This is a genomic window from Ulvibacterium sp., assembly GCF_965248315.1.
Classification (GTDB): domain Bacteria; phylum Bacteroidota; class Bacteroidia; order Flavobacteriales; family Flavobacteriaceae; genus Ulvibacterium.
On record NZ_CBDFIX010000002.1, the window covers coordinates 2,087,107 to 2,110,017 of the forward strand.

Genomic DNA, 22,911 nt, shown 5'->3' on the forward strand with positions numbered 1-22,911 from the left:
AAAGTGCACCTTCGGTTGGTATGATTGGAATTCGTAATTTCAAGGACGATAAACTTTAATACTCCAAGCACTATGATTAAGAATGGGTTAAGGGTCGGTCTTCGTATTTTGTTCAAGTATCGACTCTATACGGGAATCAGTCTGGTGGGAATGGCGGTTGCCATTGCCTCGGTTTGGTTCATAGCCAACTATGTCACCAATTCCTATCGCTACGATGCGTATCAGGACCATTCGGATCGGATCCATAGGCTAAGCATGCAAATTACCGCTGGGGGCAATACGGACAATTATGCCACCACGGGAAAACCCTTGGGCGGTGTATTGGCGGAGAACTATTCCGGTATCGGCAACTATGCGCGGTTGACTTTTCAGGGGAACCCCGTGGTACGGGTCAATGACGAGCTTTTTAAGGAAGACGGCTTTTATGCCATCAATCCGGAGGGGTTGGCGGTCTTTACTTTCAATTTTGTTTCAGGAAATGGAACCGCTGCTTTATCAGATCCCAATTCCATACTGTTATCCAGATCTTTGGCCGAAAAATATTTTGGGAGTACTGAGGTGGTAAACCAGTCGATTACAATCGGGGACCATGCCTATACCATACAAGGCGTGTATGAGGATTGGCCCAAGAACTCCCATGTGAATCCCAAGGCGTTGTTGCATTCGGAAGGCCTGGCGTCCGATTATGAACTACAGGAGTGGTTTAATCTGGAGCATTATACCTATGTGCTGCTCGATGGGTCCATGGGCCCAAAGGATTTGAATAACCAGCTAGCCCAGATGACGACCGAACATCTAAAACCGGGTCTGGAAGGATCCGGGGTAGATGTACAATTCAGGGCCCAACCCCTTAAAGGCCTGTATTTTGCACCCGCATTGATCGATGATGTACCCAAGGGCAACGCCAAATATGTCTATGCGTTGTTATTCGCGGGTGTATTGGTGCTATTGATCGCCGGCCTCAATTCTATTAACCTGTCCCTGACGCAATCGACCCAACGCACCAAGGAAATTCAACTGAAGAAAATGTTGGGCATATCGCGGGGACAACTGGTACTGCAGAGTGCTATGGAATCGGGCATCATGACGGTATTGGTGCTGCTCGTTGCCGGAATCCTGGTGCTAGCGTTTACCAATACCTATTTTCAATATTCCGGTTTTCAGGCCTTGGATGTCTCCGGCCAATGGCTGTTGCTACTCGGTCTTCCCTTGATCACTTTTGGTTTTGGGCTGTTGGGCACCAGTTACTCCGGGGTCTACCTGTCCTTTTCCGGCAATTTGGTACATTCCCAAAAATCTTCGGTCAATACCTTTAAAAAAGTACTGCTCGGATTTCAGTTTGCCATAGCGGCGATCATCCTCATTGCCAAGGGTACCATGAACCAGCAGATCCATTTTATGAAAAACAAGGATTTGGGTTTTTCAAAAGAGCAGGTTATGATCGTTGATCTTCCGGAGCGCGAGGATTTGAAAGACAAGCACATCCAGTTTCGGGAGCGGATCCAAAGCTTTCCCACGGTCCAGAATGCGTCCCTGATTGGGGGTGGCGCCCTGCCGGGGGAGGATAACGGCAAAGAGCTCTTTCAGGTTATGGTTAACGGGGAGGAAGTGGAAAAGGTATTTAACTTCTACCGGGTGGACGAAAATTTTAGCGACCTCCTAGACATACAAATGGCCCAAGGCCGAAACTTTGAAGCCGACCGGACCAGCGACCAAGAGGATGCCGTGTTGATCAACCAGGCTTTGGCCCAATCGCTACAATGGGACAACCCTTTGGGCCAAACGATACAGTATTATGGTAAGCCCAGAAGGGTGATCGGGGTGGTCCAAAATTTTCACAACAAATCCCTGCACAATGCCATAGAGCCCATTGTGTTTCTCTATGACGAGGCGTATGCCACCAAATTGCTCGTAAAAACAGCGATGGCCAACGTGGATCTGGTGGAGACGGCCTGGGCGGACTTTTTCCCGAATACCCCTTTTGCACTGTCCCATTTTGATCAATTTATCGAGGCTATGTATACCCAGGAGGATTATTTGGCCAAACTATTGGGCTTCTTTTCCTTAGTATCCTTGGGCTTGTGCTGTATGGGTCTTTTCGCCATTTTCTCCTTGCATTTGCTACAAAAGACCAAGGAATTGAGTATCCGAAAAGTATTGGGCGCCGATGCCTGGCATTTAGTACGGACTACCACCCGGAGTTATATGGGGGTTGCAGTACTGGCCATAGCTACGGCTATACCCGTGGCTTGGTATCTTCTGGAAAACTGGCTCACTGGGTTTAGCTATCGGATTTCCCTAGATGCCTTGGTTTTTATAGGGGCCGCTACGTTGATCTTGGGCATGAGCGGTCTTACCTTGGGGTACCATATTTTGAAATCCGTACGTATGAATCCCGTAACGTCCTTACAATCCGAATAGGCAGTACCACTACATATCCCATTGAATTCCTATAGCTAAGGACAAGTCGCTTCTATCCCTTACTTAAAATGTAGTTGTACTGGCTGGCTTATTAGAACGAAAAATACTACATTCGTAGGGATTGGATTTAGGATCATAGACAACTGTTTTAGCCAATTATTCAAATCCTCAGTTATTTTCGATTTTTACCTTTATTCTGAATTCCTTGCACTGGCCAAAATTTATGTTCTTCGTCTAAAAAAACGATATTAAAAACATCATTTTCTATATAGCCCACAACGACCTCCTTACTATTTGGCTTAATATGTAAAACAGACCAATTTTTTGGAGAAACATGTTTTGGAACATCAAATTCCGAATTAGGCGGAAATCCAACTTTAGTATATGTTTTAATCATTTGTCTGGCAAGAACCTCTCTAGTAGAATATTGACCAACTTGTCGCATCATCTCGCATAGTTCAGCTAATAATCCTTTTTCCTCCCAAGTTTTGATTGATTGTCCTTGATTAATGTCTAATTTAACCCAACTGAATGTTATGGTTCGTTCTTTATGACCCACTGCGGGCTTTTTACCCCGCTTTCTTTCATATGATTTGTACCATTCAGGGTCGTAACTAGCCATTCATAAGTGCAATTAAGTCTTCAGTAATTTCAATTGTATTTGCCGCACCAAAAACACTTTCCAAATACTTTTTCCTGAAATCAGAAGTGTTTCGTACTACGTTGGAGTCAAATTCAGACATTGAATACAATTCTGAAACTCCGAATTGGTTCTTATCAACAAACCAAATTTGATCTCTCCTAAAAAGCTCTTTGTTGAGAAGTGTTGCGTCTTGAGCAGTAAAAATTATTTGAGCTCCATTTTGATTAAGTTTATGGAAAAATTCTACGAGCTTTCTTGACAAATTAGGATGCAATTTAGAATCTAATTCGTCAATAAAAAGTATTCTACCGTACTTTAAAGTATCATAAATAGCACCTAATAGGTAAATCAATTTTCTTGTACCTTGACTTTCTTCTAATGACAATCTGAATGGAACCGTATCAATTATCACATTGTTTTCGTCAAACTTATTGTGGTAAGTTATTATTTCGTCATTCTCCTCACTTAATTCGATACTCGCAATTTCCAAAAATCGAACTGCTAAAATTAACCAGGCCTTAAATTTGGCATCATTCCTAAGATATAGACTCGTAACATTTTTGTAATGCCTGTTATCCAGTGCGCTAATAACGTTCATGTCCTCAAACCAAGAAAAAATATTCTTGGCTTCAGGAGTATTATGCTGAGCTAAATGGCTTAGGAATAATACATTAGAGTTAACCTCTTTTTTATGTTTATTCCCTTCGGGAAAACCACTATTATTAATTTTGAATTCAAGGAATTTTCTCTTGAAAAGAAGTGTTTCTACTTCTACTTTCTTAAACAACCATTCCGATACAATCTCATGTTCATGTATTTCGAATCCATATCGATAAATAATATTTTCTTTTAAAAACGTTACTTCGAACATTATCGGTTCACCAGTCGAAGTGGAACTAAGTTGAAAACTATAATCGCGAGTATCCCGATCCTCAATCTTTTTTAAAGAATCACTAAAGGAATTATGTATTGTATCCTTCATATGACTCATTGCTAAAATGAAATTGGTTTTCCCGCCTCCATTACTACCAAAAAGAGCCGCGGTTTTAAGAAGCTGAATGTTCCTTTTAGTTCTTATAATGTTTGTCTCAGCAAGTTCTTTGAAGGAACGGACGTTGGTCATAAGTAACCTAGTCTCATCTCTATAGGATAAGAAATTTTTGAATTTTAATTCAATTAACATTGACTGGTGGAGTTTTGCTTTAGGTTTCGGCTAATGTACGTTTTAAAGTTGTATTTTTGCCATCATATTGCATTTTTTTAACATTAGAATGCAAAAAAGTCAATTTAGTAGGGATTTACGGCAGTCAAACCTTCAAAATAGCTGGCCACAACAACGGCCATTACTTATGGTTTACCGCCTGGCCGTTTTTTCCTATTTTTAAATCAACAAAATAACGCCTGAAACTAGCCACAGAGTCATAGCCAAGACCGTTGGCATGCATTTTAACCGAACGTTGAACGAACTACATAAAATAAAACCCAAATATTCAAAAGCTGAATTAACTGAATTCAAAGATGAAAATCAGTTTATGGATGCTTATGTCGAATTATTAAAACAAACTATTACTTTACTATTTCTAATTGTCGGAGACAGATATTGCGAAGGAAATGAAGGAATTCCGAGAAAAATAAATCGGAACGAAGCCATAATTGGCGGAAATCTAACTCGGTTGATAAAACTGAACACCTCATTTCTTGAAAATATTTGCAATGGTAAATTAGAAATCTGTTATATACTTAATCGGTGTATTGCTGAAACAGCAATTAATATACAATTTATGATAGTTGAAGGCGAAGAAAATGTTTTAAGAAATTACATTAAATATTCGCTTATAACCGAAAAAGAATTGTGGAATACCATAAAAGACAATGTAGAGGACAGAAATGACGAAAAATTGCACATTGAGGAAAGAATGCAAAAATCAATCGAAAGTAGTTTTAACTCATCCGATTTTGATTTAGAAAATGTGAATAGAAGTTCAAAATGGAAATCAATTGCGAAAAGAGCTGAATATGTCGCAGGTGACCAATTTTATAAGATATTTTATGGTTTAGGCAGTCATTCAATTCACGGAAATTGGCAAGACATTTTAATGAATAATTTGACAAGAGAAAATGATGAATTTAAGCTAAATCTCGAATGGAATAGACCAAGACCTCAAATAATGGATGGAGCAATCGGAATGAATTTATTGTTAACAAAATCTTTTGTAGAAAAAGAGAAATTAAATAAGTCAAAATTTTATGTGGAAAAAGTAGAGCTTTTAATGAATTATCAGTCTGACTTGTTAAATGAACACGAAAAGTATCTGAAAACATAAAAAAAGAAATACCAAAATTGGCAACCGTTGCACAGGCCTTTGATTTTGGAAGAATCAACTTGGAATAAGCACTTAAAAAACCGAATCCCATTGCCGTAGCAACTGGGCAATGCCACAAAGCGCGGAAACCACTTGCTACAAAAAATGGAACTGAAAAAATGAATATAGACCCAAAGAAAAATCTCGCTGCTCTGGGATTGGAACTACCAGAAGTCTCAACACCCGGTGGAAATTATGTATCTGTAAACATTCGAGAGAATATAGCTTATGTCGCCATCCAATTCCCCATACGCAACGAAGCATATTTACATCAAGGCCGATTGGGAGATGAAATCACGTCTGAACAAGGTTATGAAGCCATGGAATTATGTGCTTTAAATGTACTTGCACAAATGGATAAAAAAGTTGGATTTGACCATATCATTGGACTAAACCATATAGACGCCTATTTCCAATCGGGCGATGATTGGGACGAATCGCCAAAAGTGGTCAACGGAGCATCCGACTTGTTCGTAAAAGTACTTGAGGAAAAGGGAAAACACTCCCGTTCCATTTTCGGAGTGCATAAATTACCAAGAAACTTTAGTGTTGGACTGACCGCTTCATTTACCATAAAAAGCGAATAAAAGCTACTCACGGCAATGATAAGCGTTGCACAAAACGTAGGTGTACCGGCTGGCACATTCGACAGAAAAAATACTACATTCGTAAGGCTGGGATGTAGAATCTAAGATTATATAGCATTGTTGGCAATAATCACTGAAAACACCGAATATAAAGGCACTTTAATTAAACTAAACCTGAATTGAATTACCAAGAATCACATATAGTAATACTTACTAATATCGCTAGGTTCATTGATTTAACCGAGTTGGAAAAACAGAAATATCTCTCCTTACTTACGGAAATAAAGGTAAAAAAGAAATCATTTTTGATGCAGGCCGGTGATATTACCCAGTATGAGTATTTTATAACCAAAGGTTGCTTAAAGGTATATACCTTAGATGAAGATGGCGCCCCTCATATATCGATGTTTGCAATAGAGGATTTTTGGACTGGTGATATGGCGAGCTTTATAACTAAAGAACCTACACGTTATTACATTAAGGCTACCGAAGATTCAGAATTGTTAGGTATTTCGCGAGCTAATTATGAATTGCTTTTTCAAGAGATACCAAAATTTGAAAGGTTTTATCGTATGCTGTATCAAAGATCCTTAATTAGTTATATAAGACGCTCAAATCATGGTATTTCATTAACCGCAGAAGAAAGATATATCGAGTTCAAAAAGAAATATCCAAACATTGTCAATAGAATTACTCAAAAAGATCTAGCAGGTTACATTGGCATTACACCAGAATTTATGAGTAAGATCATTACTAAAGTCAACCGAAAGTAAAAGTCTTAAACTAGTTCATTTTTTTTCATGCGTTCCCAAGGGAATTTTGAAGCATGAAAAAAATCATAATTATCACTTTTCTTATAAGCATTGGGTTTTCGAATCTAGTGCAAGCTCAATTTACTCAAGTAGAGCTGTTTTCAGGATTTGATAAAACTGATTTTACGCTATTCTACAGCTATCCTATTAATAAAAGTCAGACCCTGAGCATCAATACGCTGGCTTTCTTTCAAAAGTTTAAAAAAGAGAACCAAGAATTTGATGAGATTGGTGTACAACCCACATTGTTTTGGAACATTACCAAAAATATTGCTCTAGGACCTTCCATATACTATAACAGCTTTGCCGGCTATTCTGAAAGATTATCCGCTAAGTATGCCCTCAAAAATTCACGAGTGTTATTTGTACTGATGCCCACTGTAGCTCATTCGGAACAAAAGAACGCTAGCTATGCAGAAGTATTTGTACAAATTCAGTACAACACATCTTTAAGAGATAATCTATCGCTGTGGTTAAACGGTCAGTTCTTGACTATTTGGGATGGGTTTAAAAGGCATTCAAGAAGCTTTCAACAGTTGAGAGTCGGAGTGTCCTTTTATGACCATCAGGTTGGTATAGGTATAGATCTTGACCAGTTTGGTCCCAAACCCATCGAAAAATCTTCTTTCGGATTTTATTATCGCAGAACCCTATAAACAATTTTAAATCTTAAACATTATGAAAAATGTAGTAAAACAACTTTTAAAAACAAATCCAAATATTGGGTTTGGTATCGCACGATGGACTCTTGGTCTAGTACTATTTCCGCATGGTGCACAAAAATTACTGGGACTCTTTGGTGGCTATGGCTATTCCGCTACAATGGAATCCTTGACTACCCAAATGGGTCTGCCCGGTATTGTGGCCTTCTCAGTAATAATGCTTGAGTTTTTTGGCTCTATGTCATTGGTTCTTGGATTCTTCTCCAGATTTTGGGCATTATCACTTGTAGGCATGTTTACAGGCATAATCATTACTACGCAGTTAGAACACGGTTTTTTTATGAATTGGTTTGGAAATCAAGCAGGTGAAGGGTATGAGTATTCTCTTCTAATTATAGGTCTTGCTTTAAGTGTTGTAGTTAATGGAAGTGGACCATGGTCCATTGATGGTTTCATCTTAAAAAGATAGAAAAATGAAAAAAATAATCACAATGGCGGGAAGTAATAGTCAGAAATCTATCAACAAACGGTTACTATCGTATACATCTGGTTTATTGGAAAATGTAGAAATTATTTCAATAGACCTAAACGATTATGTTCTCCCTATTTATGGAGTTGATTTTGAAGACGAAAACGGGATCCCTACAGCCATTAAAAGACTTAGCGAATTATTTGATAAAGCTGATGGATTTATAATAGCACTGGCAGAACACAATGGAACGTATACCGCAGTATTTAAAAATACTTTAGACTGGTTGTCCCGCGTAAGTCTCCAAATATGGAGAAATAAACCTATGCTCTTAATGGCTACCTCACCTGGTGGTCAAGGTGGTACTAGCGTACTGCATACTGCAGTAACCTCTTTTCCCTACTTAGGTGGTAATGTGGTCGCGGATTTTTCCCTGCCCAGTTTCTTTGAAAATTTCTCGAACGATGAGATTTCCAATGCCGTCTTCAGGGAAGGGTTAGCTCAAAAACTTCAACTTTTCGAACAGCATCTTACTTACACAAAATAAAAACAGAATAATTATAAACTTTTAAACTTTAAAAACATGAAAACAGAAAACATTTTAGTAATAGGAGGAACTGGCAAAACCGGTCGCAGAGTTGCAAATAATTTGACTCAATCAGGACATAATGTACGTATTGTGGGTAGAAAAACAGACCCTGCTTTTGATTGGGAAAATCAAGAAACCTATGATGCGGCTTTGAAAGATATGGATAGAGCCTACATTGTCTATTATCCTGATTTGGCGGTTCCTGGTGCTAGGGATGCTATTACAGCACTCACTGAAAAAGCTCTAGAGGCTGGTTTAGAAAAAGTAGTACTGCTTTCTGGTAAAGGAGAAACTGAAGCTGAAGCTTGTGAGGATATCGTTGCCAATTCAGGTTTAAATTATACCTTGGTTCGGGCTTCGTGGTTTAATCAAAATTTTAGTGAAGGGGCATTTTTGGATTTTGTATTAAATGGTGTGGTTGCACTACCCATGCCAGAGGCCGAAATTCCATTTGTGGATGCAGATGATATTGCAGATGTGGTATCCAAAGTAATTGTGGATGATTCGTATAACGGACAGACCATAACCGTTACTGGACCTCAAAAAAGAACCTTTAAGGAAGTGGTTGAGATTATAGCTGAAGCTTCTGATACAACGATCCAATTTGTACCCATTTCTATTGACGAATTTAAGGATGGTATGCGAAAAGCTGGATTGCCGGATTCTTATGTTTGGCTTTTTGGTTATTTATTCAAAGAAGTGTTAGGAAATCCTAGTAATCAGGTAGTAATTAATGATATCGAACGTGTTTTAGGTAGAAAGGCAAAAACATTTTCAGCATATGCTAGTGAAACGGCTAGGACCGGAATTTGGGAGCAGGTAAGCGTCAAATAACCCTTTTAAAACGAAACCTATGAAACGACTTTTGAAATACTTAATACTGACAATTGTATTGACGGTTAGCTACATCGTGATTATTTTTCTAGGTACCGATAAAGGTTGGTGGTACACTCCATTTACCCATGAAAAAGCGCCTGATGCGTTTGTAGTATCGGTGCAAGAGGAACTCCAAAATGAGTATGTTGGAAATATGGCCATAGCAGTATTCGAAAACGGAAAACTTGCAAAAGAATCCTTTCACTCGAATGGTAAGACTGTGGATAGGAACACGGTTTTTCAAGTTGCATCGCTCTCAAAATTTGTATCTGCGATCGGTGTTATGAAGCTTGTTCAAGAAGGGAAGTTGGATTTGGAGGCACCTGCAAGTCAATATCTCACGAGGTGGCAATTCCCTGAAGGTAATTTTGACAGCAATGCGGTGACCATAAGAAGATTACTAAGCCACACAGCGGGTTTAACCGATGGACTCGGATATGCAGGTTTTGAGCATACAAAAGATGTTCAGTCTTTGGAAGCATCATTGACCAATGCCCAAGATGCAGACCCAGGTAGTGATGGTAAAACCGCGGTAGGTATCTTGCCAGGAAGTGAATGGCGTTACTCTGGTGGTGGATTTACAATACTACAACTTCTCGTTGAAGAGGCAAGCGGACAAACCTTTGATGTTTATATGAGAACCGAAATTTTTGGGCCATTGCAAATGACATCTTCATTTTATGAATGGGACGAAACTTTTGGAAGTAGATTATGTGATTTCTACCGGACAGACGGTTCCGTAGCGCAGCACCGTTACTATACAGCCCAAGCTGCCAGTGCGCTTTATACCACTTTAGCAGACTTGGAAAAACTCTTCTATTTTTTTGATGGAGACCATAGTAATCAAAAACCCTTGTCAACGGAATTTCAAAAAAGAATGTGGCAAGTGGAAGCAAAGACCCTAGGCGCACCCATCTATGGACTAGGAACTTTTTTATACACAGAAATAGAAAACGGCGAGTATATTATAGGTCATGATGGAAAAAATAACCCGCCCATCAATACAGCTTTCCGGTATAACCCAATGACAAATAACGGTATTATTATTTTGACCACGGGGAGCACTGATTTTGCAACAAGAATTGCCAGTGATTGGGTTTTTATACAAACCGGAAAGATAGATGCACTTTTATTCGTGATGCAACAGGATAAAATGATTCGGACCTTTGTCATCGGTTTGTTTGTTATTCTGGTTCTAGTAATATCCATTGCTTTGATTCGAAGGACAACTAAGTAGCCATTTCATCCAGGTCAATCTAATAGTTTTTCCCAGGTTTTCATTTCAGAAGGGTCCAGGTAAGGCAACCATAGTCTAAAAAGGAGCTTGGCATAATACTCAAACGACACCTTATCCGGGTTATAGTCCTTGACATTTAACCAGGATTGTATGTTAAAAATGAATTGTTCCGCCAGAAATTCAACCTGTCTGGCACTGATTTCTTCCCGGAACTTTCCTTCCTTTTTGTACAACTCTATAAGTGCCAAAATTTCGGATTGCTTGGTCTGGAACAACAGCGTCATGGTCTCCTTAATTTCGGGTAGCCTTCTCCAGATCACATCATTCTGTTGAAAGAATAGGCGATACGAATACATGATTTCAAAGTTATCCGTCATGGAGTGGAGCATTTGTTCCGGATCTAAAGGCTTATCCTCAATGATCCGCTCTGCGTTCTTCAATGCAGTGAGCATATCACTAAATAGCGTTTCAAGCAGTTTGTCCTTATTTGGATAATGATAGTGCAAGTTGCCCTGACTGATACCAAGTTCCTTCGCGATATGCCGGGTCGTGATGTTCTCCACCCCACTTCGATTGAACAGGCTCAGAGACATAGCGATGATTTTTTCTTTGGTAGATTTTTGGTTCATTTGAACTAATTAATATCTTCGCAAAGAATAGTTCATTTGAACTAATCTAAATTATTGTACAATATTCAGCATAAAATAGCAAAAGAAATGGGAAGATTGCAACTATTTGAATTTGAAGATCAAAAGTGGTTTCCGGCATTTTTAAGAAATTATGGCACGGACTTTTTGCAGTTTCTGTCGAACGCAACAAAAATGTACAAACCCATTATTCCAGTCATCAAGAAAGGACTTCAAAAAAGCCGAAGCAACCAAATAATAGATCTTGGTTCCGGTGGTGGAGGTGGACTTGTTTGGTTGAATTCGGAATTGAAGAAAGACGTGCCAGACCTCAAAATAACGTTGACTGACTTTTATCCAAACATACCAGCTTTCCGATTAACGAAGGAAAAGGCGGATAATTTTGACTATGTAAAAACCCCAGTTGATGCCAGGGACGTGCCCGAAGATTTAATAGGATTGCGAACCCAATTCCTATCATTGCACCATTTTAAACCCAATGATGCCAAACGCATTCTTCAAAACGCCATCAATACGAACAGTCCAATAGCCATATTTGAAGGACAGGAAAGAAGTTTGCCAAGCATTTTGGCCATGTTGTTTTCGCCCATAAGCGTTTTACTTACCACACCCTTTATAAGGCCATTTAAATTCGGACGGATTATTTTCACCTATCTTATTCCCATTGTACCTTTATTTGTGCTTTGGGACGGTGTGGTTTCTTCATTGCGGACGTATTCGGTCAAGGAAATGAATGAACTTGTTGAAGATTTGAACGGGACAGAGCATTACAATTGGGAAATAGATAGGGTGAAATCCGGCCCGGGTGTTATTCTATACCTATTGGGAACTAAAAAAGCGTAAGCTGCTTGCCATACCCAAGCGGACGATGAAAACTACCAGGCCACACAATCTGGGTCATCCTAAATTTTAGCGCTTTGGCACAAGAATAAACAAAAGATTCCCCACTATTGGAATGACGTACATGCGATATAACAGGGAATCTTATTTCAGGACCAAAAAGAACCATCAACTAAAAAGGCTTCTTTACCGAGGTAAAGAAGCCTAAACTCATCCGGAATATCGGTAGCCCTAGCAACCCGTTGGCCCCAAAGGAACTACCTGTTCCTGATCCACTTTTTCACCTTTGGCATTTTCGGCCGGTTCCCATTTCCCCGGTGCTTTTAGAATAAGGTCGATCATTCTGTAATCTATGGCAAAGTAACCCGAAGTGCCATCCAGTTTAACATTTTCGATAGTCCCATTTTTGGTCACGGTAAACACCAACTTAAAAGGTTGTAGTTTATCCATTTCCTGGCCGGCACGGACTTCTTTACTATTTTCTTCGAGGTATTTCATAAGCGCATCCATACCGCCTTCGTATGTCGGTTCCTTTACGGGTTCAACGGGAAGGTACGGCCCCCAATGGCTAGTTTCCCAAGCTGGGCCCGTAGCATTGCAAAAGCTACCCCCTGTTACCGGCTTGTTGATGACATTGGCCCCGGTAACCGATGTGGCTACCCTATCGGTTTCGGAATCGTTTCCCTCCATAAAACCAAAGGCCTGTGCCCCAAAAGCGGCAAGTGCCACGCAGAAAATGATACTGTTCTTTCTCATATCAGAATTGATTTAAAGATTAATTACTGTCAAATCTAACGGGGACAGCCCCTTCATCAGGTAAATCCAATGTAAAATGATGTAAATTTTGTGTAAAACGAGGTAAACTTTTATAGATATAAATAGTTTTGTAACATGGGCCAAAGACCGTTTAAAACAACGCTGTTCACTTTCGTTTGCCTCCTGCTTTTTGTCACAAGGAGCAAGGCTCAATTTATGCAGGACGAAAGGCACTTGGAAGTGGCATTGCGCATGATCGGACATCAGGTCTTGCTCAGTTCGGGCGATAGTATCTCCCGGATATTGCCGATTAGAAAGGAAGAGGATGGCCGCTATCGCATTCAATTCGAGTCCGAATTTGAATTCTCCCCGGAAGAATTGGTCACTACGATTAATGAAGTGGTCCACGAAACCCGTATGTCTACCCATTTTATCGTAGAGGTGGAGCAGTGCGAAACCGGTGAGGTGGTCTATAGTTACGAAATGAACCTTTTGGAACACAAGGACCTGATTCCCTGTAAGGCCAGAAGGCTACCCAAATCCTGTTATCAGCTCTTCTTCACTTTGCTGGATTTCGGTGAACCCCTGGTGGCATCGCAAGACGTTGCCCAAGCACCTTCCAATGGATGGTTGTCCAAAGCAGGTCCCGTAACCTATTCCATACTATCCGTACTGCTCGTTGTTCTGCTTGGTACCTTTGTTTTTCTATGGAGGAGAAGACATAATTCCAGGGTAGATCCGAATGTAATCTCCTTGGGGGAATACCAATTCGACAAACGGAATACGGAACTTGTATTGGGAAATCAAAGAACAGAGTTAACGGGCAAAGAAGCTGATCTACTTCTTTTATTGTACAAAACGGTCAACACCAGTGTGGCACGAGAGGTAATCCTAAACAAGGTCTGGGGCGACCAAGGCGATTATGTGGGCCGGACGCTGGATGTTTTCATATCGAAATTGCGAAAGAAATTCGAAGCCGATCCAAGGGTGAAAATTGTAAACATTCGTGGGGTGGGGTATAAGCTTGTGATAGGGGTTTAGAGGTTACTGGCCGAGTCGGGTCGATTTTTCGGAGGTAATGTTCGTTGCTTTTAGAATAGTTATTGAGTAATGATTTATGCTCCTTATAATCCCGATGCTGTCTTGGGTCTTTTTTTGAGCGTTAAAATTTGTTTTTAGTAAATCGAAAGAAACGAAAGACAATTTGGGAATTTCAGCGGTTTATGGATTTACCTACACCGCACTTTATACAGGTTGGATTTTTGGAATTATCTACATTGCGGAAATACTAAAATAAGGCCCAACACAGCGGCCTCACGGTTCGTGGGTGATTGCCACAGACACCTTGTTTTTAAGCGATTGACGACCCTGACTTTGGGCTATGAGCTATTACACCACTAATCCCTACAGATCGATCCCGTGGAATCCTTAGAGTCGGAATGCGCGCATTTCGCTGGGCATTTCCATAAAAAATTGTCATACTTTGCTTATGCGTAATGCAAGGTGTAGGTGCGCCGGTTAGCGCAATCGACTAAAAATATCATATTGGTAAGGGCGGGATATACAATTTCTGTTCATATACAATTGCTGTACAGCATCTTGACTCGAACCAAATTAACATTTATCTGCACTAAATCTACCATTTTCCAATGAATAGCTTTTTTAACTTTGAAAGAGTTATGATTATCAATCACCAACATTTTGATTTCAACGGAAAAGTAGTCTTGGAACGAGTAAAGTACAATGCCCCCTTGACCACTAACCGAAATATGCAAGATGAGGCTTGCTTGCTTTACAACATAATGGGAAAGTTTGATTTATATAGTCCCATTGACAAAGAGACGATACGTAGCCGGGAATGTGTGATAATGAAATGTGGACAATATTTTACTTCAGCTCCTAAATCCAATAAAAGGGAATCTTCTGAGGTAATAGCAATTCATTTTTATCCTGAGTTGATCAAATTGGCCTTTAAGGAAGGCCTTCCGAAATTTTTACAAATAAATGGCAACAATAAGAGACAAAACGCTATAAGTAGAATAAGTGTCGATGCTATCATTAACAATTATATTGACGGACTATTGCTTCTCTTCGAAACCCCTACACTAGTTACCGAGGACCTCATTATCCACAAAGTCAAGGAGATTATACTCATTTTGCATAATACGGATTCTGAAGAGGCCGAGAAGATTAAGGAGATCATATCCGACGTTTTCAACCCAAATCAAGCCTCTTTTAAAGAAATCATCGAGGCACATTGTTATAACTCAATTACTATCGAACAATTGGCTTATCTATGTAATATGAGTATTTCAACTTTTAAGAGAAGGTTCTCTGAAAACTTTGGAAAGACACCGGCCAGATATATTCGCCAGAAAAAAATGAACAAAGCTGCCCAATTGCTTAGAAACACAAACGAATCTGTTGCCTCCATTTGCTATGAAGTTGGGTTTTCGGACACTTCTAATTTCGTAAAAGCATTTACATCTCAATTTAAAACTACGCCTAGTAAGTTCAGAAAGCAATCCCAGTAAAAATTTCTTGTAAACGTTTTTAGAGCCGGATCCACCATTTTCTGAACGGTTTTCCCGATTAAATTCTACCTCATTGATCGAAATTTGCATTAACCAAAATACAATGCAATGGAAATAAAGCGTAAAATATTGGTCAACAGACCTATGATGGAATGTTGGGAAGTTTTAGGAAATCAATATAGTCAAATCCATAAATGGGCATCTCCTGTAAATCATTCGGAAGGAGACAATAAGCAAGGGTTAAATGGCGCAACCTGTGATGTTAGAGGGTGTAACGTAGACGGAATGGGAAATATCTCAGAAAAATTACTGGAATTTGACCCTCTAAACCACTTCCTTTCTTATGAAATAATAACAGGGTTGCCAAGTATGATGAAATCGGGTAAAAACAGTTGGAAGTTAAGGTCAAAGCATGGGGATCAAACAGAGTTGGAAATGCTGGCTCATATTGAACCCAAAGGAATCATTGGAAATTTGATGAAACCAATGATAAAACTGCAGTTTAATAAAATGGCTAAAACTCTGGTTGAAGACTTCAAATATTATGTGGAGAACAATCAACCCCATCCAAGAAAGGTTAAAGCAGCGGAAAAATATGCCGCTTAAAAACTATCAAATCAATGCATTACACAAAAAATAAAGAAAAATGATACAAAAAGGAGTCCTAAGTTTAATTACAGCGATACTATTTTCACAAGTAGTTTTGGCCCAAGAAAGGCAAAAGAAAACCCAACACTTTGTGGTTTCACACATCATAAATGCACCTGCCGACAAAGTATGGAAAGTAGTTGGTGAAGATTATGGCGCAGTAGCGTATTCCCATCCTAAAATTTTGAGTTCCAATTACGTGAATGGCTCTTTAAAGGCAGGAGAAGGTGCAGAAAGGGTTTGCAATTTTAATGAAAAAGGAACAAAGTATATCAAAGAGAAAATGATAAACTATGACCCCGAGAATTATACATTTAAGAATGTAGCCTATCAAGCTGGAAAATTTCCCGTGAATCCAGATTACACCTTTGCGGTTTATAAAATTGAAGAAATTGACGACAATACGTCGAGGTTTGTGTTCGATATGACATTTAGAACAAAACCGGCCTTTATGGGTGGGATAGCCAAAGGAAGCTTTAAGAGATTAATTGCTGATTATGCTATAGCAATTGAACATTACGTCAATACTGGTGAGAAAGTAACGAGGGATAATTTCAAAGATGTTAAAAAACAATACAAGCGAAAATCCAAAACATAACTGGCGGTTCTGATCACAATCATACATTACATAGCAAACTGTATAGGCAATAGCGGTTTGGATGCAAAACTCATACCGCTATTGCTCATAAACTAGCCCTTTGTCCGCCACGGGGCAAAGCCACATTTACTTTCCCGTCCTGGCATTCTGATCCGTTCGTCCACTGTCATAGAGCCCCTTTAGTCCCGTAACTTTTCCATTTTCCTCCAACATTTCAATACGAAATGCAGGGACTTCCGCTATCCGAAATTTGTTTTGGGACATGGGGATAAGTGGGTACTCCGTGTTTCCCTCCCTTTGATAATAGAGCGTACCGTCCTTGAAATGAATCTTTCGGGGACCATAGTTGCCGGCATAGGATTTAAGTGTTTTTTGATTCAAGGTAACAGGTTCCATTTGGGATTGTATACCTTCTAGGGCCCATTGGAGGAAAAAAGTGCCCTCTTTCCCCCCATTCTTTTTTAACAGCATCTCCAAGGCCTTAAGCTTGGCGGTTTCCAGGGCATCTTCGGCCGGAACCTTAATATGGGGTTCTACTCCGGTACCTTCCCAGTTGGTCTCGGTAATGGGGTTAATGGCCCTCCCGTCCGGGACAAATAGGGCAAATCGATCCGTGGCAATTTGTGTTCCCCCGGGATGTGCGCCACCCCCGGTAACCTCCCCGATCAAAGTAGCACGCTCCAGGTTACGAAGGTTGTAGCTAAACTCCTCGGCCGCGGAGAACGTACTGCTACTGGTCAATACGTAAACCGGTACGTCCGGTCTGCGTTTTCCAGGTACATAGGGCAGTGTCCAGGTCTGTGTCCGTTCATCATTGGCCCTATTGTAAAAATTGTTGAGATGCACCCTTTCCGGCCCGTATAAATAACTGGTGATCAGCTGGATCATGGCCGGACTCCCGCCTCCGTTTCGACGAAGGTCAATGATCAGGGCATCTGTATTGCTCAAAAAGTTCATGGTCGCTGCGGCCGCCGCACCGGCCTCTTCGTCTACACCAAAAAAACCGGTGAGGTTCAGATAACCGATGTTTCCGTCCAGAATCTTTGCTTCCCGAAACCCGTAGTTGGAGCGTCTGTTGTTGCGTAGACGGCGTTCCGCCAGGGCAATGCTATCCGCTGCCGAAAGTTCGGCGTTTCGTCTTCGGGCAATACCTTCCGGATCAAATCGTACCCTCAGGTGCAGATCCTTACTGACGGATTGGATATCCTCGGTAAGCTTTTGGGCAAACTCTTGAGCTTCCTTAATCCCGTCATATTTGTTGTCTTGAAGCTGGGTTCTGAGAAAATCGGTCATTTTAAGGGCTACTTCCGGAAAAACATAACTGGATTCCAAAATCGTGGAAATGGAATCGATGACCTGCGTTTTTTCTTGTACTGACACTTCGCTGTTGTCGTTTTGAGCGTTGCAGGTAATGACTATTCCCAATAGGAATAGTGCAAAGAGGGTTTTGATTTGTTTCATGATTGTTTCGATTTTTGATTTGTATTTTGACAATTTTCGGTGATGCGTTGTAATAGATTTCGTAGCGTAGCTACTTCGTTGGCATTAAGACCTTCAAGGGCGGTAGCCCTGTTTTGCATGATAATAGGTATGGATTCCTGTTGTGCCTTTTTTCCCATCGGGGTGAGTTGCAAGGTATAGCGGCGACGATCGTCCGGATGCGGGAATCTTTCAATAAAACCCTTGGTTACCAGAAGGTCTATCATCCGTGTAATGGAGGCATGGTCCTTGAATACCCGCTCGGCGATTTCCCGTTGTGTTAACTTGGGATTGTCATGCAGGGTTTTTAGGATCAGCCATTGATCTATGGTCAGATCCTGGTTCAAGGTGTTCAAATTACGTTGGGCAAATTGCCGGTAGGATTTAATGGTTTTTTCCATCACGTAAAAAAGCACGTTTTCTAATCGGGGTGAAGAATCCATATTTTTCATTGATACAAATATAATTGATATATCAATTATATACAAAATTTTTACTTCAGAGCATGTAGGAATGTATTATTTTTAACCAGTTCCTTTTCACGGCCCAATTCATTTAGATTGACTAAAACCTATGGATAACGTTATCCAGATGGTAGTACAGAAATTATGTGCCACATTTTATAAATAAAGATGAAGCGAATTGTTATCCTATCATTGCTATTTCTGATTGGACTTAGCTCAAAGGCCCAGACAAAAGAAGAGATTTTAGACTTTAAATTTGAGGGAGTGGTATTAAATGGGGTGTTGACTATTCCAAAAAACACCAATCCCAAAGGAATTGTACTCATCGTCCATGGTTCCGGAAGAACTAACGCCGTTGCCCAGGAATGGTATTCCGATGTACGGGAAACCATAGGAAGAGTAGGTTATGCCACCTACATGTGGGATAAAATGGGGTGTGGCAAAAGTGGGGGGACTTTCAATTATAATCAATCGGTACAGCATAGTGCTTTGGAGGTAATTGCGGCCATTCAAACCTTAAAAGAAAAGGAAATACCGGGTTCCGATAAAATCGGTTTATGGGGTATCAGTAGGGCCGGCTGGATAAATCCGATCGTGATAAATCAGTATAAGGACATTGCATTTTGGATCTCGGTAAGCGGAGTGGATGGGAAAGAGAACTTTAAATATCTGCTCCAACAGAACCTACGCATTAATGGACTTCCCAAGGATTCCGTGGATCTAATCGTGGATGAATGGTTAAATGGGGTTAAAATCAGTCATTCCGGAGGAAGTTTTAAGGCCTACCAAAATGCCACCCCGAACCTTGGGAAAAATCCATTTTGGTTGAGATTTACCCAAGGAGGAATTACGGAAGAGGGGTATTATGCATACCAACCTACTTTTATGAAGGAAGAACTTGATGAATGGACTGGGCTACAGGTATATATTAAAGATTTTGATTCCATCCTTTCAAACGTAAACTGTCCCGTTTTGGCCTTGTTCGGTGAAAATGATATGAATGTTGATTGGCAAAAAACCAAAGCTTTATACGAAAGAACATTGGCACCCCATACAGACTTGACCATTAAATCATTTCCTGATTGTAACCATAATCTATTCGAATGCAAAACGGGAGGCTTTTATGAAATGCAAGATAGCAACTTACCTTTTAATAGGTGTGAAGGTTTTCTCAATGCTATGGCCGATTGGTTAAACGAAAAAGAATAAACTAGAATCAACGATATATGCACCCTTAACCTGCATTTGAAAACTAAAACTTCATAGTCAATAATGGATTTTTTAAAAATAGGTTCAATAGTTCTTAGTATTTGGAGTAGTCTAAATTTTTTTCCCTCATTGTATGTGGTAATCGGTATTCTCTTTCTGGGCGCACACCCACCTGGATTATATGCTGTATTAGTTGCAGAGGATATCCAATCCATGAGCCCTGATATACTCGCTACGGTAGATTCTATCGGCCTCTTTGCCAATTTATCCGTTGCAGCTTTAAACGCGTTGATTCTCATTGTTATTTGGAAAGGCCTAATTAACAGAGTGGTCTGGGTCTATTGGGCTTTGTTGATAGCGTCCATTTTTGCCCTATTGGCGGGAATTGCGGCCGACTATGCGGTTAATTTTGCCTTTCCCGAAGTAAACCTGGTATCGGCTTTGATTTTGGCCATAGGTTTTATATTTTCCGGTATCGGACTTTTTAAACCGGGTAAATGAAAATATGTTGAAATTGAAAGGGTCAACACTGATAATCCTAGCTTTACTGGTTGTTTTCTGCAAAAATGAGTTAATGGCACAACGTATCGATACTGACAACATTTATGCCTGGTGCATTGTTCCTTATGATAGTTTGGAACGATCTCCCGAGGCCAGAATAGCAATGCTCAAAAAAATGGGGATTACAAAATACGCCTATGATTGGCGGCAGGAGCATCTTCCTCAGATGGCTAAAGAATTACAATGGGCCAAAAAGCAGGGTGTTACGGTCATATCGGTTTGGATGTGGATAGATGGGCAAGGGGACGCTTTGGGAAAATTAAGCGACTCCAACGAAAAGGTTTTTAGAGTCATAGAGGAAGTTGGTTACCAGGGACAAATTTGGGTAAGTTTTGCCGCCAATTTTTTTGAAGACCTATCTGATACCGAAGCTGTAGCAAAGGGAGCGGAAATGATAGCTTTCCTGAGCAAAAGAGCAACCACTTTGGGCTGTAAGATAGGGCTGTACAATCATGGTGATTGGTTTGGGGAGCCAAAGAATCAGATCCAAATCATCAAGGCCTTACCGGACGAGGATTTGGGTCTCGTCTATAACTTCCATCATGCACACCACCAAATAGATGCATTTCCGGAGATGGTAGACTCCATGATGCCGCACCTATGGTATGTAAACCTTAGTGGTCTTAGAAAGGAAGGGCCTAAAATTCTTACCCTTGGAAAAGGAGATTACGAAAAAGAAATGATTCGACTATTGTTGGAAAAAGGATATACAGGAGACTTCGGTATACTCGGGCATGTAGAGGACATGGATGCGGAAACGGTACTAAAAGCAAATTTGAACGGTTTAAGAACAATGCATATTAAATAGGTACTATTCTTAGGATGCAATTCAGAATTGGTAAACTGGACATAAAAATCAACATGGGATCAAGTATCTTTTGAAAATGAAGTTAAGGCGTGAAAGAATTTGAATCGATAAAAAAATTGTACAGGCCAGTACAGCCTACTATTCTCCCTTCGTTTAAAATTGTTTCCTATAAAGAGATCTTACCCGATCCCGCTCTACGGAACATTATTTATTGTTATTGGCAGCTAAAGACTCTGGAGCCACTTGCCCATCAATTCAATTATCGGGTGGTGGCAGATGGTTGTATCGATATTTTTTTCAACAACCGGAATGTTTCTGAAAGCTTTATCATGGGCTTTTGTAAGGAATACACCGAATTTCCCTTGGAGAACACCTTTGATTATGTGGGCATTCGATTTTTTCCCTCAATGGTGCCGCAATTGTTTCGGGTCAACGCATTGGAGTTGAGCAATAAGGCCGAAAATTTGGAACTCGTCTTACCGAAAATTGCCAAACGCTTAACAGAAAGCATCTCCCCTAATATGGATTTGAATTTGGTCGCGATCCATCTAGACCGGATTATGGGTAGCGTTTTTAGTACCGCGGAATTTGATAAGGATTATCGGTTTTACAGGGCTTTGCACCTTATTTTAAAAAATTGGGGCACTATTGAAACGGAATCAGAACTGGATATAGGAATAAGCCCAAGACAATTGAGACGGATATTTAATCACTATATCGGTACAACGCCCAAGACCTTTAGTAAGGTAGTTCGTTTTCAAAATATTCTCAATGCCAAACCCTCTATACAAAGTCTCGCTCAAAACAAATTGTTCTATGATGTGGGTTTCTATGACCAATCGCACTTCATCAAGGATTTTAAAAATTTCTATGGCGTAACGCCTACCCGGGCATTCCGTTAATATGTCCGATTTTTACAATGGTACCCCAACCCTCTCCGATATATTTGTTCCAAACAAAAAATAGAACGGATGAAAACTTTAATCACTCTACTGTTTGTGGGGACCGTAAGCATCGGATTTTCGCAAAAACCAAGCAAAAATGATCATACTATGAAACTAAACGCAGGAGTAATCACGGAGAAATTGGCCGAAACCAAGGATTTTTATACCAATAATCTCAACTTTGGGGTAACGTTTGAAAATGAATTTTATCTGCTTTTACATACCCCGAACAAACAGGCGGAACTAAGCTTCTTGAAACCCAACCATCCTACCCAACAACCTCTATTTCAAAATGCCTTTAATGGAAAGGGCATGTACCTGACCATTGAGGTGGAAGACGTAGATCAACTCTACAAAAAGATTAAGGATAAAGGAGTGCCCATAGCTATAGCGCTAAGAGATGAACCTTGGGGAGATCGGCACTTTGCCATTGTTGACCCCAATGGGATCGGAATCGATTTGGTAACCTTTACCCAACCAAGTGTGGAATAAAAACCGAAACCATTATTCATAAAAAAAGGGGGCGAAAGCCCCCTTTTTATAATAACAATTATTAAGAAAACCGTATTAACGCCAATGTGGTATGCCTACGGTGATTTCTCCAGCTTTCATGACGGGTCAATAACCTGTCCGCAACTGTGTTGTTCTCCTTGCGTTGTTTCTTTGTATGTTTCATTTTTTTAATTCGTTATTTGTTTGTTGTGATGGGCGCAATGGGCGTCCCTTTTTACACATACAGTAAGACGTATAAATGCCCATAATCT

26 protein-coding genes are annotated in these 22,911 nt (G+C 40.1%); 19 read left to right on the forward strand and 7 right to left on the reverse strand.

What is annotated here, in order from left to right; translation table 11 throughout:
• The first annotated feature begins 72 nt into the window (after positions 1-72).
• A complete protein-coding gene (locus ACP2AF_RS10555) occupies positions 73-2,421 on the forward strand; it encodes an ABC transporter permease (RefSeq protein ID WP_425236120.1) in 2,349 nt (782 codons plus the stop codon).
• A 172-nt stretch (positions 2,422-2,593) separates the two neighbouring features.
• Here ACP2AF_RS10555 and ACP2AF_RS10560 read toward each other — a convergent pair whose 3' ends face one another.
• Both ACP2AF_RS10560 and ACP2AF_RS10565 read right to left on the reverse strand, forming a co-directional pair.
• Complete coding sequence (locus tag ACP2AF_RS10560) at positions 2,594-3,043, reverse strand: hypothetical protein (RefSeq protein WP_425236121.1); 450 nt, start codon at positions 3,041-3,043, stop codon at positions 2,594-2,596.
• Positions 3,036-4,247: an AAA family ATPase gene (locus ACP2AF_RS10565; RefSeq protein ID WP_425236122.1), complete on the reverse strand. Its 1,212-nt coding sequence runs from the start codon at positions 4,245-4,247 to the stop codon at positions 3,036-3,038. The genes ACP2AF_RS10560 and ACP2AF_RS10565 overlap by 8 nt, the downstream gene beginning before the upstream one ends.
• A 274-nt stretch (positions 4,248-4,521) precedes the next feature.
• Here ACP2AF_RS10565 and ACP2AF_RS10570 point away from each other — a divergent pair, with 274 nt between their 5' ends.
• From ACP2AF_RS10570 to ACP2AF_RS10605, 8 genes are all read left to right on the forward strand, one after another.
• Positions 4,522-5,388 (forward strand): DUF5677 domain-containing protein, encoded by an 867-nt coding sequence (locus tag ACP2AF_RS10570; RefSeq protein ID WP_425236123.1) that lies wholly within the window; start codon positions 4,522-4,524, stop codon positions 5,386-5,388.
• Positions 5,389-5,546: 158 nt separating this feature from the next.
• Positions 5,547-6,014, forward strand: coding sequence for a RidA family protein (locus ACP2AF_RS10575; RefSeq protein ID WP_425236124.1), 468 nt, complete (start codon positions 5,547-5,549; stop codon positions 6,012-6,014).
• A 179-nt stretch (positions 6,015-6,193) separates the two neighbouring features.
• Positions 6,194-6,787 carry a Crp/Fnr family transcriptional regulator gene (locus ACP2AF_RS10580; protein ID WP_425236125.1) on the forward strand — a complete coding sequence of 198 codons (594 nt, stop codon included), beginning with the start codon at positions 6,194-6,196 and terminating at the stop codon, positions 6,785-6,787.
• Between the two features lie 53 nt (positions 6,788-6,840).
• Positions 6,841-7,482, forward strand: coding sequence for a hypothetical protein (locus tag ACP2AF_RS10585; RefSeq protein WP_425236126.1), 642 nt, complete (start codon positions 6,841-6,843; stop codon positions 7,480-7,482).
• Between the two features lie 22 nt (positions 7,483-7,504).
• Entirely contained in the window at positions 7,505-7,957 is a 453-nt protein-coding gene (locus tag ACP2AF_RS10590; RefSeq protein WP_425236127.1) for a DoxX family protein, read from the forward strand.
• Positions 7,958-7,961: 4 nt separating this feature from the next.
• Positions 7,962-8,504, forward strand: a complete 543-nt coding sequence (locus ACP2AF_RS10595) for an NADPH-dependent FMN reductase (protein WP_425236128.1) — start codon at positions 7,962-7,964, stop codon at positions 8,502-8,504.
• 36 nt (positions 8,505-8,540) lie between these two features.
• Positions 8,541-9,380, forward strand: a complete 840-nt coding sequence (locus ACP2AF_RS10600; RefSeq protein ID WP_425236129.1) for an NmrA family NAD(P)-binding protein — start codon at positions 8,541-8,543, stop codon at positions 9,378-9,380.
• A 19-nt stretch (positions 9,381-9,399) separates the two neighbouring features.
• Positions 9,400-10,659 (forward strand): serine hydrolase domain-containing protein, encoded by a 1,260-nt coding sequence (locus tag ACP2AF_RS10605; protein WP_425236130.1) that lies wholly within the window; start codon positions 9,400-9,402, stop codon positions 10,657-10,659.
• A gap of 14 nt (positions 10,660-10,673) precedes the next feature.
• Here the strand turns inward: ACP2AF_RS10605 and ACP2AF_RS10610 are convergent, their stop codons facing one another.
• Positions 10,674-11,288, reverse strand: coding sequence for a TetR/AcrR family transcriptional regulator (locus tag ACP2AF_RS10610; protein WP_425236131.1), 615 nt, complete (start codon positions 11,286-11,288; stop codon positions 10,674-10,676).
• Positions 11,289-11,375: 87 nt separating this feature from the next.
• Between ACP2AF_RS10610 and ACP2AF_RS10615 the strand changes: the two genes are divergently transcribed.
• Positions 11,376-12,149, forward strand: a complete 774-nt coding sequence (locus ACP2AF_RS10615; RefSeq protein WP_425236132.1) for a hypothetical protein — start codon at positions 11,376-11,378, stop codon at positions 12,147-12,149.
• A gap of 228 nt (positions 12,150-12,377) precedes the next feature.
• On the opposite strand, the gene ACP2AF_RS10620 is transcribed toward ACP2AF_RS10615, so the two are convergent.
• Positions 12,378-12,902: a hypothetical protein gene (locus ACP2AF_RS10620; RefSeq protein WP_425236133.1), complete on the reverse strand. Its 525-nt coding sequence runs from the start codon at positions 12,900-12,902 to the stop codon at positions 12,378-12,380.
• Between the two features lie 216 nt (positions 12,903-13,118).
• On the opposite strand from ACP2AF_RS10620, the gene ACP2AF_RS10625 reads away from it, so the two are divergent.
• The 4 genes from ACP2AF_RS10625 (at position 13,119) to ACP2AF_RS10640 (ending at position 16,682) form a co-directional block, all read left to right on the forward strand.
• A complete protein-coding gene (locus ACP2AF_RS10625) occupies positions 13,119-13,943 on the forward strand; it encodes a winged helix-turn-helix domain-containing protein (protein ID WP_425236134.1) in 825 nt (274 codons plus the stop codon).
• Positions 13,944-14,551: 608 nt separating this feature from the next.
• Positions 14,552-15,436 (forward strand): helix-turn-helix domain-containing protein, encoded by an 885-nt coding sequence (locus ACP2AF_RS10630; RefSeq protein WP_425236135.1) that lies wholly within the window; start codon positions 14,552-14,554, stop codon positions 15,434-15,436.
• Between the two features lie 108 nt (positions 15,437-15,544).
• The gene (locus ACP2AF_RS10635; protein WP_425236136.1) at positions 15,545-16,042 is read left to right on the forward strand and encodes an SRPBCC family protein; all 498 of its coding nucleotides are present in this window, start codon (positions 15,545-15,547) and stop codon (positions 16,040-16,042) included.
• A 40-nt stretch (positions 16,043-16,082) separates the two neighbouring features.
• Positions 16,083-16,682 (forward strand): SRPBCC family protein, encoded by a 600-nt coding sequence (locus tag ACP2AF_RS10640; RefSeq protein WP_425236137.1) that lies wholly within the window; start codon positions 16,083-16,085, stop codon positions 16,680-16,682.
• 126 nt (positions 16,683-16,808) lie between these two features.
• Here ACP2AF_RS10640 and ACP2AF_RS10645 read toward each other — a convergent pair whose 3' ends face one another.
• The gene (locus ACP2AF_RS10645) at positions 16,809-18,143 is read right to left on the reverse strand and encodes a S41 family peptidase (protein WP_425236138.1); all 1,335 of its coding nucleotides are present in this window, start codon (positions 18,141-18,143) and stop codon (positions 16,809-16,811) included.
• The gene (locus tag ACP2AF_RS10650) at positions 18,140-18,613 is read right to left on the reverse strand and encodes a MarR family winged helix-turn-helix transcriptional regulator (protein ID WP_425236139.1); all 474 of its coding nucleotides are present in this window, start codon (positions 18,611-18,613) and stop codon (positions 18,140-18,142) included. The genes ACP2AF_RS10645 and ACP2AF_RS10650 overlap by 4 nt, the downstream gene beginning before the upstream one ends.
• Before the next feature lie 180 nt (positions 18,614-18,793).
• Between ACP2AF_RS10650 and ACP2AF_RS10655 the strand changes: the two genes are divergently transcribed.
• From ACP2AF_RS10655 to ACP2AF_RS10675, 5 genes are all read left to right on the forward strand, one after another.
• On the forward strand, positions 18,794-19,834 hold the full coding sequence (locus ACP2AF_RS10655) for an alpha/beta hydrolase family protein (protein WP_425236140.1): 1,041 nt from the start codon (positions 18,794-18,796) through the stop codon (positions 19,832-19,834).
• 63 nt (positions 19,835-19,897) lie between these two features.
• Positions 19,898-20,335, forward strand: coding sequence for a hypothetical protein (locus ACP2AF_RS10660; RefSeq protein ID WP_425236141.1), 438 nt, complete (start codon positions 19,898-19,900; stop codon positions 20,333-20,335).
• 73 nt (positions 20,336-20,408) lie between these two features.
• Positions 20,409-21,203 carry a sugar phosphate isomerase/epimerase family protein gene (locus ACP2AF_RS10665; protein ID WP_425236142.1) on the forward strand — a complete coding sequence of 265 codons (795 nt, stop codon included), beginning with the start codon at positions 20,409-20,411 and terminating at the stop codon, positions 21,201-21,203.
• An 89-nt stretch (positions 21,204-21,292) separates the two neighbouring features.
• Positions 21,293-22,105, forward strand: a complete 813-nt coding sequence (locus ACP2AF_RS10670) for an AraC family transcriptional regulator (protein WP_425236143.1) — start codon at positions 21,293-21,295, stop codon at positions 22,103-22,105.
• Between the two features lie 150 nt (positions 22,106-22,255).
• Complete coding sequence (locus ACP2AF_RS10675) at positions 22,256-22,639, forward strand: VOC family protein (RefSeq protein ID WP_425236144.1); 384 nt, start codon at positions 22,256-22,258, stop codon at positions 22,637-22,639.
• Between the two features lie 61 nt (positions 22,640-22,700).
• Here the strand turns inward: ACP2AF_RS10675 and ACP2AF_RS10680 are convergent, their stop codons facing one another.
• The gene (locus ACP2AF_RS10680) at positions 22,701-22,823 is read right to left on the reverse strand and encodes a hypothetical protein (RefSeq protein WP_262696934.1); all 123 of its coding nucleotides are present in this window, start codon (positions 22,821-22,823) and stop codon (positions 22,701-22,703) included.
• Between the last annotated feature and the right edge of the window lie 88 nt (positions 22,824-22,911).